Source organism: Bacteriovorax sp. BAL6_X (assembly GCF_000443995.1).
Taxonomy (GTDB): Bacteria; Bdellovibrionota; Bacteriovoracia; order Bacteriovoracales; family Bacteriovoracaceae; genus Halobacteriovorax_A.
This window is the reverse complement of the sequence record NZ_AUMC01000009.1, coordinates 43,721-58,728: the sequence shown is the minus strand read 5'-3', so window position 1 is coordinate 58,728 and position 15,008 is coordinate 43,721. Positions and strand designations below refer to the sequence as shown.

The following is a 15,008-nucleotide window of genomic DNA, read 5'->3' as shown; positions in this document are numbered from 1 at the left end:
CTGGCAATAGGGCTATGCACCTTTTGGGTCTATCGTGATAAAATAATAGATATTTTCTAAAGGATATTATGTGGGCCTAATAACGACGAGCTTTAAGATAACGAAAACAATTAGAAATATTTCTCGTTTAAGAGAGATTGCTACGGTTTTTGCTAAAAACGGCCTTGATGAATTTGTTTCTCAAAATGTTATTAATATAATCCCAAACTTTGTTTTCCCTAGAAAAAGTGAAGAATCACAAAAAGTTTCTGTTCATGACAATTCGTGGGGTGATGTAATGGGGTATCGCCTAAGACTTTGTTTCGAAGAACTTGGGCCTGCTTTTGTTAAATTTGGCCAGCTACTTAGCACAAGAGAAGATATTTTTGATGAAGACTTCATTAAGCATATGAAAAAGCTTAGAGATGAAGTGAAACCGATCCAATTTTCAGAAATCAAAAAGAATGTCGAAGCCTCGCTAGGGAAAAAGATAGAGCAAATCTTTAATAATGTAGAAGAACAGCCGATTGGAACGGCCTCTATTGGTTTAGTCTATCGAGCTGAATTACTAACAGGTGAAAAAGTTGTCTTAAAAGTTAAAAGACCAGGAATTGATCGAATCATTCAAACAGATCTTTCAATACTTATCTTTTTGGCAACACAAACAGAGAGGGCGGCAGATGACTTTAAGTTCTTGGGCTTCTCTAAAGTTCTAGAAGATTTCTCTTTCTCTCTCCAGAGTGAATTAAACTTCAATGTTGAAGCACTTAATTGTGAGAAACTCAAAAAAATAATTGCGAAGTACGATTCATCTGAAATCTTTCATTTACCTAAAATATATAAAGACTTTACTTGTCATGACCTATTGGTCATGGAGTTGATTGAGGGAATACCATTTAGTGATAGCACTAGAATTAGTGAGCATATCGCTGAATTAGACTCAAAACTCGATGAATGCGTAAAAATCTTTATGCGATGTTTTTTAAATGAAGGATTCTTTCACGCAGACCTACATGGTGGAAACTTCTTTTATCTTCCTAATGGAAAAATTGCCCTAATTGATTTTGGCCTTGTTGGAAACCTTTCTAAAAATGCTCGTCAAAACTTTATCGCAATTATCTATGCTATCTTAACTCAGAATTTTGAAAACTTAGTCTATGAGTTCTTGGATGTTGCAATTTATGAAACTGTACCAGATGTTGATAAGTTAATTATTGATATAAAGAATGCAATTGGTCCACAAATTGGACTAACTGTTCAACAGACTAATTTCTCTTTAATTATTAGTTCAATTATTACTACTCTTAGAGAACATCATATCTTTTTACCAAGTGAGTGGTTTGTCGTCTTTAGAGCATTGATAACTCTTGATGGAGTTGGGCAGTCTCTTGATCTTGATTTTGATATCTTTAATCTTTTAGAAGGAGATATAAATGACATTATAAAAGATAGCTTTTCAACTGATAGTTTTATTGAAGATGGAATGTGGATTGCAAAAGATGTCTTAAGTGCGTCTAGAATTGTTCCGAGGCATCTGAAGTGGTTTTTAAAAGAGTTTGCAAAAAATAACTATGCAGTTAAAATTAGGCATAAAGGTATTTGGAAACCAATTTCCTCACTAGCAAGTAGCGTAAGATTATTATCTTTTTATATCCTTGGTGGAGTGCTGTTTTTTGCTGGAAAGTCATTTGTTTCTGGGCCAGACCTCTATCGAGGTGCACTTCTCGATTACCCAACTATAACTTTAATCCTGTGGTTATTATCTTTAGGAGCACTAGGTTATGGAACTCTTAAACATCGTAAATAATTAAATACTATCTGCGCCAGTAATATAGATTTGAGGAATTAAGTCTTGTAGCTCAATTGCTTGCTCTGGCCCAAATAGAAGTGGTAGGACTTCTTCTCTTTTAAATAAATACGATTCTTCGTTAATTGTAAGAGTTATCTTATCTGAATCTGCTAGAAATTCTGAAATCGAAACCTGACCATTTGTAATGGCACTCAAGAATTTTGAAAAGTCTGAAGTATTTATAACTTTCCCCCATGCAAGGTGGATGTAGAATGAATTATTATCTAGAGGGGTTGGATTAAGTAATTGTAGTCCTTTGAATTTTGAAAGCTCTACTTTATTATTAGCGAAAGAACATTCATGAATAATACCTTTTAAATCTTGTCCCTTCTCAAAGAAAAGATAATCATTATTGTCATTCATATATATTTTCATCGAAGATATTTTTTGAATATCATTCCATTCTGTTAAAGTCCTTTTAATAGAAATAGTCTCTTTATATGATTCGTTATATTTATTTTCCAATCTTTCTTTTGGGATTTGTTGGATAGGAACTTGATGATAGCCTCTTTGTTTAATCTCGTCCTCTGTCGAAGGGGTATCACCAATGACTGCTGTTAGTCCAAATTGAGTGTAGCCAAGTTTTTTGTAGACACTCATATTGTCACTCCAAAGAATTGCCAGTGAGTAGTTATCCTTATAGATACTCTTTATATGATTATAGAGTTTTTTAAAGTGGCCTTTTCCTTGAAACTCTTCTTTAGTGACAATACCTCCAAGAAGTATTGTTTTTAATTCTTGGCCTTTATAATGTAGTGTGACTGGCCTTACACCTATATGGGCGATTAAGTTCTCATTCTCATCAAGAAGAAGGTGACAGTTATTATGATTGCTCTCCTTCATTAGTTGGAAGAAATCAGTATTAAAGCTATTGTCATCTTTATAATGAAAAGCTTTTTCAATTTCTTTATTGAGTATGTCTTTTAAGTGAGAATATTGATCTAAAGTTGTAAGTATCATGTCCATATATTTTACATTTTTTTAAAACTTTAATCTCGAGTAAATTAATCTAGAATTCAAAGTCCCCATGAATACTGAGAAAACTTCTTAACTAGGCAAAAAGTTTCGTATAAGAAATATACAATTTTTTTCTAAAGAGTTAAGAATTTGGAGCGATAAGGTGGTGTAACAATTGTACAGCTGTATGGATTTCAGCTGACTGACAGGAAGGAATCTTGTCGGTACCCAGTCAAGGAGGATAGAATGGGACTACGAATTAACACGAACGTTGCATCTCTAAACGCACAGAGAAACCTACGTGGAACACGTCTTGGTATGCAGCAATCTCTAGAAAAATTATCATCAGGTCAGAGAATTAACAGAGCGGGTGACGATGCCGCAGGTCTAGCAATCTCTGAAAACCTAAAGGCTCAAATTAGAGGTCTTGGACAAGCTGAAAGAAACGCAGAAGACGGTATTTCACTAGTTCAAATTGCTGAAGGTGCTTTAGGTGAAGTTTCAAATATCTTAATTAGACTTAGAGAACTATCAGTACAAGCAGCTTCGGATACTATTGGAGCAACTGAAAGAAAGTTCCTAAACGTAGAGTTCGAACAATTAACTTCTGAAGTTGATCGTATCGCTAACTCAACAGAATTCAACAGAGTACCACTACTAAATGGTACAGGTGCAGTATTTGATATTCAAATCGGTACGCGTAATGACCCTATATCAGATCGTTTAACATTTGATGCATCATCAGCTGACGTAAACGTTGCAGCTCTTGGTCTTAACTTAGCATCAGTTGCTGATAAGATTTCTGCACAGAACTCTCTATCATCAATTGATCAAGCAATTATCTCTGTATCTGGTATTAGAGCAGACTTTGGTGCCCTTCAAAACAGACTTCAGTCAACGGTAAATAATATAGCAACGTCGATTGAAAACTTAAGTGCAGCAAACTCTCGTGTAAGAGACACTGACGTAGCTGCAGAAACTGCAAACTTAACAAAACAAAATATTCTAATGACTGCCGGTACTTCGGTTCTTGCTCAAGCGAACACTAGTACAAACAGTGCACTAAGCTTAATCCAGGCAGCTGCTCAAGGGTAATAACCCCTGACAGCGCCGGATGGCACTAGCATTGTTTAGAAAATTTTAGAGTAAAGAACACGGAGTCAATAATATGCATACTACTGGATAAGTTATGTACGGCAATTAGAGACTGCAACCTTTAATTGCTTGGCAAAATATATAAAGAGGAATGATTGGTTTATCCGTAGAAGCATTATTTAATTATTAACGAATTTATTGAGCTGGAAGCTCAATTATCAAACAGGAGGTTTATATGATGATTGAAGGAGACTAATCATGGGTATCAGAATTAATACAAACGTGGCATCTATCGCAGCACAAAGAGCAATGTCACTTACAAATAAAAGAGTTGGGGACAACTTAAGAAAACTATCTTCAGGTGAACGAATTACAAGAGCTGGAGATGACGCCGCTGGACTGGCAATTAGTGAAAACTTAAAAGCACAGATCAGAGGTATGAGGCAAGCAAAGAGAAACGCAAACGATGCAATCTCACTTGTCCAAGTAGCAGAAGGTGGATTAAATGAAGTTTCAAATATCATCATTCGTCTTAGAGAGCTTGCAGTACAAACTGCCTCTGACACGATTGGGGATACTGAAAGGGCATTTTCAGACATCGAGTTTCAACAGCTTAAAGACGAGATCGATAGAATCGCGAAGTCTTCAAACTTTAATGGAACACAACTGCTCGATGGGACAGGAGGCAGGCTGGAATTTCAAGTTGGAGTCAATAATGATCCAATGCTTGATCGACTCACGTACGATGCAGCAGGGTCTGACGCAACTATTACAGCGCTGGGACTTTCCTCAGAAAGTGTTGCTACTAAAGAAGGCTCACAAGCAGTTCTTAAGAAACTTGACGATGCGTTGGTCGCAGTCAACGGTTATCGCGCTAATATGGGTGCGTTACAGAATAGACTTACATCAACAGTCAATAACTTGGGAGTCAGCGACGAGAACTTAAGTGCAGCAAAATCGCGAATTAGAGATGTTGATGTGGCAAAAGAAACTGCCGACATGACTAAGAACAACATTCTAATTCAGGCGGGAGCCTCTGTTCTTGGACAGGCAAACCAAGTGCCAAATGTGGCATTAAAACTAATCGGATAAACTAATCAAATAGGCGACTATGGTCCTGAATAGGACATAGTTGCCTCCTCTTTTTTTTCTCAAAAATCAAATCTTACCTATATAATAGAAACATGACTGAACAAAGAACCAAGACTATTTTAATCTTTGGTATTTCTTCTTTTGTAGGTTCTTCGCTTGCGAGCTTCTTAAAGAAAGATTACAAAATAGTTGGTACATACCATAAGAACCCTGTCTCTATTGATGGCATCACAACTATTCCTTGTGATGTTCATAGTAAACAAGAAGTTCAGTTAATCATGTATACTTTCAAGCCAGACATTACGATATATGCAATAGGACTTTCATCAATTGTTGATTGTGCCTTAAGTGAGAGAAGAGCTGATGCGCTAAATACAAGCGGTCTTTTCACTGTTGCAGATACTTGTCAGCGCTATAAATCACAAATTATCTACCTATCTTCGAATTTTGTATTCTCTGGTGAGTCTTCTGAAAATTTCGAATTAGATATACCTGATCCAACAACAACATACGGCAAGACTCAAGCTGCTGCAGAGTTTTACATTCAGAAATCTTCACTTAATTATCTTGTATTTAGAGTCTGTAGACTTTATGGAAGAGGAGGTGTGCATGTTAGAAGAAACCTCTTTGAAAAAATTCAAGCAAAGCTACATTCAAGAGAGGAAATAGAATTAGATGATTATATTAAGACTGGATTTCTTGATATTGATTACCTTGGAATGGTAATTAAAATCTGTGTTGAGAGAGGTCTTAAAAATCGCCTCTTACAAATTAGCTCCAATGATTTTATGTCGACATATGCCTTTGGAAAGCTTTACTGTGAAAAGTTTCAAGAACCAGGAAAATTAATTTCTTCAGGTAAATGGCCATATCCAATTATGAGTTCTGCTAAAGTAGGTGATAATAGTTCAGGTGTACTTAATTTCAATATGAATATAGCGAATGCTGAAGGCTATCTTCAATTACGACTTCCATCAGTAGAAGAGTCTTTAGAATACTCTGTTCAAAAGTTACGAATAGGTCTCGATTCTAAAGAAACACATGAATCTAAAGATACAATCAACTATATCTAAATTTATTAACGGGCCGAAAGCTTGATGAATTCGCTTAAGTAGTGTCTTACTAGTGCATCACAATCAACAACTTCATTTTCAAAGCGCCATGTAATTTGGTTAAATGGCCCAATATGTGCACGAATTTCATGTAGGTGACCGCCACCATGAACTTGTGATTCATTTGTTCTTGCGCTAAAGACATCTTTTCCATTGGCCAAAAAGCCAATTGAAATAAGATCATCAGACTTTCTTGCAAAAATAAGACGAAGTGAGTTGCGATAGATCATAAAGTCATTGATCGTATTAGCGATTTTGAAAATCTTGATCGTATTATTATCGCCGCGGTATTCATTAAATTTATGGACATAAATCTCAAAAAGGTCTCTGAGTTTATTCATGAAGTTAATTGAAGATTCTTCAAGTTGGAATGCCGGATTTAAATGGTCGTTAAAACTAACAACACCACTTTCGTCCATATTGATCTCTTCGAGAGCAAGATTTTCAATCCATTTTGTTGATACTTCCGTGTTTCTTTCAAATTTTGTAATATCCATAACTTAAATTCTACTAGATATTGATGATTTGAAAAGAATTTTTTGGATTGCGCAATTGAAAGGGCAGTGTGAATGAGCTAGATGAGCGATGAAAGTTTCCGCCCGTCGTACGACAGGTGGATGTAGTGATAATCACTTTAGGCTTCCCACTGATTCATGGGCCTGCTCACCGTGACCAGTGACCACTTCCTTTCTAAGCTTTGTAGGGCGAAACAACTTTATTTAGTGCCCATCTAGCTCACTCATAAATTATACCCGAAAAGCGCAAACGGCAACAATAATAGGCATAATTAAAAGTACTTGACGGTAGTAATTACATGTATTTATGAACAAATAGCTGTTTTCTTTGTGTCGTTTCTGCAAAGTGTTAAAATATTTTTAAGAAAAGTTAAAGCTTTACTCAGATATTGCCGAAACTTTCAAGTAGTTATTTAAGTTTCAACCCCACTGATTGGGGGTGATTGAAAGGAGTATGAAATGAAAACCTTACTAGCGTTTCTAAAAGACGAAGAAGGTCAAACATCAACAGAGTATATTCTACTTGTTGCTGTTGCAGCGATGCTTGTTATGAAGTTTAAGGAAAAGGCGTCTGAAGGTATTACAACTCTGACAGATGGTGTTTTCGGGAACACAGACAACTTACTTCGCGAACTACAAGGGAACTAATTCTTCCGCTCTTTAGTCAGATGCGACTATTAAGCACTCTATTCTAGAGAGCGGAGGAAAAACTTTCTCACCAAAACCTTTTGCGTACTTAATGTAGAATATTAAGTATGTCACGTCAGTCTCAAAGCGGTCAGGCTTTAATAGAGTATATATTTATCCTAGCGTTCTTCGCCGGTATTTCCATTGCTATGGCAAGGGGAATAGGAGTCTATACAACAGGCTTTTTTAAAAGCTTTGCATTCCATTTATCGCAAGAGCTTGCAACTGGCTCATGTCCGAGAGGATGTTGGCATTCACCATATGTAAACCAAGATAGGTAGGTTTGAGTGCCAGTTAGTGTCTATGTTTTTATCTTTATCCAATTGTTGTACGTATCGTATATCGATATCCAGTCACGTAAGATTGCAAATGTGTGGTCCATTGGAAATATTTTTTTATTTCTTGTTCTCGTTTTCTTTTTCCCAAATAACTACATTATTGGAATTGAGACACTTCTTTATCCGTTGGGGATATTTCTCGCGGGCTTTTTGTTATTCATCTTAAAAATAATGGGAGGTGGGGATTCGAAATACCTAGCAAGTTTATTTCTTTTAATTCCAGTTGCTCATCAGGATCAGGCCCTGGTTTCACTTTCTGTTGTTACAGTCATTGTTGGACTTTCTGTCTTCATCACAAATATTTTGAAAAATCTTGAGTTTATTATTCAGGCTTTTAAAGAAGGTAATGTTGTTCAGATTAAAAAGATTTTTGGGAAGAAATTTGCATTTGCCCCTGTTATACTTATTTCATGGATATTTCTAGGATGGAAAATAAAAAAACATATATTTTTTTAGGCCAAGGAGGACAGTCAACAGTTGAGTACATTTTACTCTTTGTTGTCGTTACATCTTTTGCAATGCTTGTTTTTAAAAGTAAAGGCTTTCAAGATATGATTGGTGAAGGGATGTTTGGGACATTGGCCCGTTCGATGGAATACTCAGCTCGTTATGGTGATAAGGGAAGTGTTGATACATATGGAAAAACTTACGGTAATCCTGTTCATCCACTATATTATAATAATGATGAAGGAAGATCTCACTTCTTCTCTCCAGTAGGGGTTTACGATGAAGTTCCATAAAAATATTAAAAATCAAAGAGGTCAATCGACAATTGAGTTCTTATCGACTTTTACCTTTGTTATCGCCTTCTTCTTTGTCTTTGCGAAGATTGCAATTAACTACACAAATACATACTTACTACAATATGCAAATTTCATGGCCTCAAGGGCATATCTCGTTGCAGATAATAAGATACCAAATGATTCTCTGGCCCGTCAAAATGCAACCACAGTCTTTAACTCTTATAATATGGTTAATTGTGGTACTGACTGCCAAATTAAGTTTAATTCAAAATCAACGAATCAATGGTTCCTAAGTGGTACTTACTTAGATTATAAAACTAAGTTTTCAGTTATGAAGGTATTAACAGGAGACATTGATTTGGATTTTAGAATTGAATCCTTTCTTGGTAAAGAACCAACAATAAGGGAGTGCCTTGCTCAGGTTTGTCGTGCTTTTTCTGAAGTTGCGACAGATCTAGGAAATGGAAATTGTTCAAGTACGAACTCAACAATTTATGATAATGGATGTTAGATTGAATCCTAGTCAGAAAAAAGCCATTTTTAAAAATGAAGAAGGTCAGGCCTTGTTTGAGGCTATGATCTTTATTCCAATACTTCTTTACATGGTTGTGATGCTCATCACGGTAGGAAACTCAATCAATGCATCAATCAATCAAAATAAAGCAACTCGAACTTATACATTCTTTATTTTAAAAGGGAATTCTGATGGTATTGGTGCGAATGATATCAAAAGCTTAGGTGGAACTTTTAGTGAGATTGGAGGCTTTATGATTGGTTGGAATAAAACTTTACAATCCAATAGTACACCGATTTCGTCAACTTTTAAAATTCCTAGTTTACCATGGGCACCCGCTGAAGAAGAAAATTGTGAAGAGGCGGGAGATCCTGAAGATACTAGTTGTATTAAAGTGTTCACAATTTTTGGTGTCTGTGGTGAAACCTTCACTAAACCAGGTGATGTTTTATTTAGGGCCAATGACGCCACCATTCTTTCACCGGTAACTTCTTGTAGCTATAAGTAGCCAAAAATGCCTCATTGCAACTAAATGCTTGTTTTTTGTTAAAATATTAATTGATTACTTAACAAAGTAAAACAGGATGTTTTATGAATACTAGAGCTTTTACGCTGGCCCTTATTATTGCAGGTGTTGCCATGTTTATGGTCCACACTTATATCGAAGATCAACAATCTGCTTTGATTAAAAAATATGGAACGATGAGTTCTGTTCTTGTTGCTAAAGAAGATATACGAGAATTTGATCTATTAGATGAAACAAAGGTTTCAATCATTACAGTTCCTCAAAAGTTTCTAGCACCTGGAAGTTTTAAAACAGTTAAAGAAATTGAAAATACAATTGCAACAGTTCCAATCCTAAAAGGTGAGCAAATAACAAAGCCTCGTGTAACTTACCCTGGAGAGAGTACAGGCCTTTCAAGAGAGGTAACTGTTGGCATGCGAGCAATTGCTTTTCAAGTTGATGAAAGAAGCTCTGTTGGTAAACTAATTCGTCCTGGAGATCGAGTTGATGTTCTTGCTCCTATTGACTACACCGGTGGAGCGAGAAAGGATCAAGAAAAAATTGTTACGATTCTTCAAGACGTGCGTGTTCTTTCAACAGGAATGAGTGTTTCAAATAATATTCCTCTTATTGGTGTTAAAACTGAAGAAGTTGTTAGAAAGATGAAGCTTAACACTTACTCAAATTATACGACGGTAACACTTGAGCTAAGTCCTTTTCAAGCTCAAAAGATCGCACACCTATATGTCTTCCAACCTAATAAACCAATCTTGACTCTAAGAAATATTAATGATGGTGAGAAGGCAATGATTGAAGGAACTAGACTTTACGATATTCTTTCAGACTCAGATAAGAACGAAGCGAGAATCTTCTTTAACGAAAAGTATAAGAAAAAGAATTAATGAAAATTTTAACGTACTTAACTCTATTCATATTTGCATTTACGGCCAGCGCTCAGCAGGCCTCTTCTGGTATTGGAGTATCTGAAGAAAAAGTTGAAGTAGTTCTTGGAATTGATAAGGTACTGCCAATCGATTTCACGATCACTTCTCGAAGTGTACAAATTGCAAATCAGAGAATTTTAAAAGTACAACCCGTAAATACAGCAGCTGGAACGAGTGAGCTTGTATTAAAAGGTGAGGCACCTGGGATTACATCCGTCACTGTTCGTGATCGACTAGGGGCCATCAAAAAACGCTACCTTGTTACAGTTACGGCCACAGAGAAGTCAAAACTTATCGCGGAAATAAAAGAACAACTAGGCCCTATTGAAGGCTTAGAAATTAACCTTAAAGGTGGAAAAGTATTTGTTGAAGGAAAGATCATTGTTCCTGGAGATATTGGTCGAATCGTAAAGGTTTTAGAAGATTATCCTGATGTGAAAAATCTCGTCGAAGTTTCTCCGCAAACTTATCTAATTATTTCTCGAGAGATGCAAGAAGGTCTAAGAAGAAATAATTTAAAAGATGTCACTGTTAGATTCTTTAATAACTCTTATCTACTAGAAGGGATTGTGAATTCGGAAGAAGAGAGTAATCTTGCTGTTAAGATTGCAGCAACATACTTACCTGATCGAATTCAAAGTTTAGCAAGAAGGACTGATTCTGTTCAACAACTTGATAAGGGTGAGATTATTAGAAATTTTCTTGCAATCAATAGAAAACCTCAGCCTCCGCAGGCCGCAAAGCTAATTAAAATTACGGCACAATTTGTTGAATTATCTAAAGACTATAACCGTGTCTTTGGTTTTAAGTGGAACCCAAGTGTTGGTACTACTGGGGGACAAATTGTTTTCGGAAGAACTGAAAATGGTGGAACGGTTACGACATCATCAGCTGGGAATTTTGGAGGAACGATTTCTCAATTATTTCCTAAACTCAGTTCTGCAAAAGCAGCTGGCTATGCACGTATTGTTCAGTCCGGAATGGTTATTACTAAAGATGGTGAAAAGGCAAAGCTATCGAAAGGTTCTGAGAGAAACGTTGCTGTTGGAACGGGTGAATTTCAACAAGCAAAAGTAATTGAAGCTGGGTTCAACTTAGATGTAACACCAAAGATCCTACAAGAAGAAAAAATTAACCTTGATATAATTCTAGGAGTATCTTCTTCTCAAGGAACAGATAAACAAACTAATAACCTTGATACAAAGATCATTGTTAAGTCACGAGAGTCTGCTGTTGTTGGTGGTATTTCGATTAATAAAACGGCTACAGAATATGATAAAGATCCACCAGATGGTGTTTCGACAACAGGTAGTGATGGAAGTGAGGAAGGACAAGTTTTCTCGCTTTTCTCATTTGTACGCTCCAAAGATGTTTCAAAATCAAAAGAGCAATTTGTTGTGTTTATTACACCTGAAATTATTGAGAGTGCTTCGACAGGGACTGAAGATATCAAGAGAAAATTTAGAAAGAGGGGGCCATAGTGGCCGAAGGTCATATTATAACAGTTATTGGTGGTAAAGGCGGTGTTGGGAAGTCTCAAGTTGCCACAAACCTAGCTTTTGCCTTTAGTGGTGAAAAGCGTTCTAAAACACTTCTTCTTGATTTTGATCAAAGAGCAAGTGGTGATTTAAATCTATTAACTGGTATTAAAACAAATAAGAATCTAAAGGATCTATTTAATTTTAATGGAAATATTGATCCTCGAACATTTCAGCCTTTTGTGAATATGCACCCAAGCGGGGTTCACTATATAGGGCTACCAAATGATCCTGTCGCAACTGAAGGAATGAGTGTTGACGGTGCTGGTAAAGTTTTAAAGTCTGTAAAGAGTATGTATCCACTTACTGTTATCGATGTGGGAACAGAGATTACAGAACTTACAGCAAAGGCCCTTGAACATTCCACAATGATCTTAGTTGTAATTACGCCAGATTTACTGGCATTAAATCAAACAAAGCGTCTTGTTTCAGAGCTTATTACAATGATGTTTCCTAAGGAGATGATTCATTTTGTATTTAATCAAGCTCAAAAGGGACACCCTGTTACTGCTGATGTTGCAGGAAAGTCTGTTGGACGTCCTGTACTCGCACAAATTCTAAAAGACGAGCAAACATGTGCAATGGCCATAAATCAGAAAAAGCCTGTCATGTTGGCCGCAAAAAATAGCGCTTTTGCAAAAGGTGTTACAGAGTTAGTTCGAACGATCAATGGGAAAGGGATATTAAGTCAATTATCTAAGCTGAATAAACCAAGTGAAGTTGGTACTAAGCAAGATCGACCTACTGGTGCAGCTGCAAATGGTTGGCGTGACCTTAAACTTAGGATTCATAAAGGTCTTGTTGAAGAGATGGATCTATCAAAAGATGATGACAACGATCCAAAAGCAAAAATTATTCTTAAAGAGAAAACTAAGAAGGTCGTTATTGATCTTCTTGGGAAAGAAGATACAAAAGGTATTTTAAATAATCGTGACGATATGAATAGTATCGTTAAGGAAATTCTTGATGAGGCCCTTGGCTTAGGGCCTTTGGAGGATCTTCTTGCGGACTCGGCAATTTCTGAAATCATGGTTGTTGGCCCTAATAAGATTTATTACGAAGAAGATGGAAAGGTCAAACTTTCTAAGGTTACGTTTTCAAATGATAGACAAGTTTTAAATGTAATTGAAAGAATCGTTGCACCAATTGGTCGACGAATTGATGAGAAAACTCCTTATGTAGATGCCCGTCTTCACGATGGATCAAGGGTGCATGCAATTATCCCACCTTCAGCTATTGATGGATGTTGTATCACAATTCGTAAATTTCCTGAGGAGCGATTAACTTATAAGCATCTTGTTGAATTTGGATCATTCACACAGAATATGGCAGATTTTCTTCGTATCGCAGTTGAGGGACATAAAAATATTATTGTCTCTGGTGGTACCGGTTCCGGGAAAACAACTCTCGTAAATATTCTTGGAAGTTTCATTCAAGCTAATGAGCGTATCATTACTTGTGAAGACTCGGCCGAACTTAGTTTCCCTCAAGAACACGTGGTTCGTCTTGAAACGCGTCCACCATCTCTTGAAGGTGATGGTGAAATTGATATTCGTTGTCTCGTTAAGCAGTGTTTAAGGATGCGTCCTGAACGTATCGTTGTCGGCGAATGTCGTGGTGGTGAAACACTAGATATGCTACAGGCAATGGGAACAGGTCACGATGGTTCACTCACGACTGTTCACTCGAATAATCCAAGAGAGTGTATTGGACGTATTGAAACTCTTGTACAATATGCGGGAGCAGGTCTTACTCCTAAAGCAATTCGAGAAATGATTGCAAATGCTGTTCACTTGATTATTCAAGCATCTCGTCTTGATGATGGTTCACGTAAAATTACCCATATTACTGAGATTGGAGGAATTCAAGGAGAGGTTGTAACTCTGCAGGATATTTTCTTATTTCAGCAAAAAGATATTGATAAAAGTGGAAAGATCATTGGAGCACACCAAGCAACAGGTTTTATTCCTAAATTTATCGAAACGCTTGAGAGGCAAGGTTATAACATCCCTCGTGGGTTATTTTCTAATGCTCCTGGTGCAAGTGGGGGGCCTCCTGCAAAGAAGCCAGCACCACCGCCTCAAAATAAAAGGCCTCCACAACAAGGCCAGCAAAGGCCACGACCTGGTCAACCTCAAGGCAGACCTAGGCCAAACAATGGTACGGCCCCTGTAAAGAAGAAGGCCTAGAGAGTAGAGGATTAAATGAGCTTTTTTATTGAACAAATTGGACGAAGTGGATTGATTGGACTTGTAGGTCTAATCTTTTTCCTATTTTGTTATCGATACTCTGTTGGTATTTTTGATCTCATTGAAAAGCAAACCTTTGGGACTAGAACATATATCTTAGAGAAATTTGAACTTCTCTTCATTGATGTTAAACCCGATCATGTTACCTATGCGCTTTTAGCACTATCATTTGGTTTAGGAACTCTTACTCTCATTATATTTGGGCTTTTGGGAAGCTGGGGAGGAGGAGCCTTTCTTGGGTTAGTTGTTGGCTTTATTGGCTTTAAGGCCCCTAAACCTGTTGTTGATTATCTCGTTAATCGCCGTGTACTAGCTTATCAAAATCAAATGGTAGATGGCCTTACCCTTCTTTCTAATGGTCTAAGGGCCGGGCTATCAGTACCTCAGGCTCTAGGAATGGTTGTTGATGAAATGCCACCTCCTATCTCGGAAGAGTTTAATATTATCCTTCAGCAGAACAGAGTTGGGGTGACATTGGAAGAGTGCTTCGAAAACTTGGCAGAGAGAATTCCCACTCAAGATAATGATATGTTCGTTTCAAGTGTTAATATTTTACGCGAAACCGGTGGTAATCTTGCCGAAGTTTTTGACACTATCGTTTCTGTTATTCGCGAACGAATTAGATTGAAGCAAAAAATTGATACTGCTACAGCGCAAGGAAAGTTTCAAGGTTTTACTATTGCAGCAATGCCCTTTGTAATTCTAGCTATTTTCTCAGCAAATGACCCAACCCTTCTACCAAAGATGTTTTCTTCGGCCATTGGGATTGTCTTATTTGTAGTCGCCTGTGTTTTAGACGGTATTGGTACCTTCTTCATTCTTAAAATAGTGAAAATCAAGGAATAAAGTTAATATATGTTTAAGTTTTGGTTAGAGGCCTCCGATATGTCT

At 36.8% G+C, this 15,008-nt stretch carries 16 protein-coding genes and 1 other RNA gene; 14 read left to right on the top strand and 3 right to left on the bottom strand.

Annotated features, from left to right (window positions below; all coding sequences use genetic code 11):
* Positions 1–70: 70 nt before the first annotated feature.
* Positions 71–1,786: an AarF/ABC1/UbiB kinase family protein gene (locus M902_RS08990; protein ID WP_021267734.1), complete on the top strand. Its 1,716-nt coding sequence runs from the start codon at positions 71–73 to the stop codon at positions 1,784–1,786.
* Here M902_RS08990 and M902_RS08985 read toward each other — a convergent pair whose 3' ends face one another.
* Positions 1,787–2,788 carry a GNAT family N-acetyltransferase gene (locus M902_RS08985; RefSeq protein WP_040314547.1) on the bottom strand — a complete coding sequence of 334 codons (1,002 nt, stop codon included), beginning with the start codon at positions 2,786–2,788 and terminating at the stop codon, positions 1,787–1,789.
* 243 nt (positions 2,789–3,031) lie between these two features.
* On the opposite strand from M902_RS08985, the gene M902_RS08980 reads away from it, so the two are divergent.
* The 3 genes from M902_RS08980 to M902_RS08970 all read left to right on the top strand — a co-directional run bounded on the left by M902_RS08980 (position 3,032) and on the right by M902_RS08970 (position 6,045).
* Positions 3,032–3,880: a flagellin gene (locus M902_RS08980; protein ID WP_021267425.1), complete on the top strand. Its 849-nt coding sequence runs from the start codon at positions 3,032–3,034 to the stop codon at positions 3,878–3,880.
* 258 nt (positions 3,881–4,138) lie between these two features.
* Entirely contained in the window at positions 4,139–4,972 is an 834-nt protein-coding gene (locus M902_RS08975; RefSeq protein WP_021267659.1) for a flagellin, read from the top strand.
* A 92-nt stretch (positions 4,973–5,064) separates the two neighbouring features.
* Positions 5,065–6,045, top strand: a complete 981-nt coding sequence (locus M902_RS08970; RefSeq protein ID WP_021267752.1) for a sugar nucleotide-binding protein — start codon at positions 5,065–5,067, stop codon at positions 6,043–6,045.
* A gap of 5 nt (positions 6,046–6,050) precedes the next feature.
* Here M902_RS08970 and M902_RS08965 read toward each other — a convergent pair whose 3' ends face one another.
* Positions 6,051–6,581 carry a hypothetical protein gene (locus tag M902_RS08965; RefSeq protein WP_021267415.1) on the bottom strand — a complete coding sequence of 177 codons (531 nt, stop codon included), beginning with the start codon at positions 6,579–6,581 and terminating at the stop codon, positions 6,051–6,053.
* Between the two features lie 70 nt (positions 6,582–6,651).
* Positions 6,652–6,824: non-coding RNA, 6S RNA (gene ssrS / locus M902_RS16350), on the bottom strand.
* Positions 6,825–7,058: 234 nt separating this feature from the next.
* On the opposite strand from ssrS, the gene M902_RS08960 reads away from it, so the two are divergent.
* From M902_RS08960 to M902_RS08920, 10 genes are all read left to right on the top strand, one after another.
* Positions 7,059–7,247: a Flp family type IVb pilin gene (locus M902_RS08960; RefSeq protein WP_021267549.1), complete on the top strand. Its 189-nt coding sequence runs from the start codon at positions 7,059–7,061 to the stop codon at positions 7,245–7,247.
* Between the two features lie 107 nt (positions 7,248–7,354).
* Positions 7,355–7,567 carry a hypothetical protein gene (locus M902_RS16520; RefSeq protein WP_021267615.1) on the top strand — a complete coding sequence of 71 codons (213 nt, stop codon included), beginning with the start codon at positions 7,355–7,357 and terminating at the stop codon, positions 7,565–7,567.
* 6 nt (positions 7,568–7,573) lie between these two features.
* A complete protein-coding gene (locus tag M902_RS08955) occupies positions 7,574–8,080 on the top strand; it encodes a prepilin peptidase (protein WP_021267667.1) in 507 nt (168 codons plus the stop codon).
* Positions 8,050–8,364: a hypothetical protein gene (locus tag M902_RS08950; protein WP_021267709.1), complete on the top strand. Its 315-nt coding sequence runs from the start codon at positions 8,050–8,052 to the stop codon at positions 8,362–8,364. The genes M902_RS08955 and M902_RS08950 overlap by 31 nt, the downstream gene beginning before the upstream one ends.
* Positions 8,351–8,878: a hypothetical protein gene (locus M902_RS08945; protein ID WP_021267662.1), complete on the top strand. Its 528-nt coding sequence runs from the start codon at positions 8,351–8,353 to the stop codon at positions 8,876–8,878. The genes M902_RS08950 and M902_RS08945 overlap by 14 nt, the downstream gene beginning before the upstream one ends.
* On the top strand, positions 8,868–9,389 hold the full coding sequence (locus M902_RS08940) for a hypothetical protein (RefSeq protein WP_040314546.1): 522 nt from the start codon (positions 8,868–8,870) through the stop codon (positions 9,387–9,389). Before M902_RS08945 ends, M902_RS08940 begins: the two co-directional genes overlap by 11 nt.
* Positions 9,390–9,472: 83 nt before the next feature.
* Complete coding sequence (gene cpaB / locus M902_RS08935) at positions 9,473–10,288, top strand: Flp pilus assembly protein CpaB (protein WP_021267630.1); 816 nt, start codon at positions 9,473–9,475, stop codon at positions 10,286–10,288.
* On the top strand, positions 10,288–11,811 hold the full coding sequence (locus tag M902_RS08930) for a pilus assembly protein N-terminal domain-containing protein (RefSeq protein WP_021267499.1): 1,524 nt from the start codon (positions 10,288–10,290) through the stop codon (positions 11,809–11,811). Before cpaB ends, M902_RS08930 begins: the two co-directional genes overlap by 1 nt.
* The gene (locus tag M902_RS15950; RefSeq protein WP_021267473.1) at positions 11,811–14,057 is read left to right on the top strand and encodes an ATPase, T2SS/T4P/T4SS family; all 2,247 of its coding nucleotides are present in this window, start codon (positions 11,811–11,813) and stop codon (positions 14,055–14,057) included. Before M902_RS08930 ends, M902_RS15950 begins: the two co-directional genes overlap by 1 nt.
* A 15-nt stretch (positions 14,058–14,072) precedes the next feature.
* Positions 14,073–14,963, top strand: a complete 891-nt coding sequence (locus tag M902_RS08920; protein WP_021267685.1) for a type II secretion system F family protein — start codon at positions 14,073–14,075, stop codon at positions 14,961–14,963.
* The last annotated feature ends 45 nt before the right edge of the window (positions 14,964–15,008 follow it).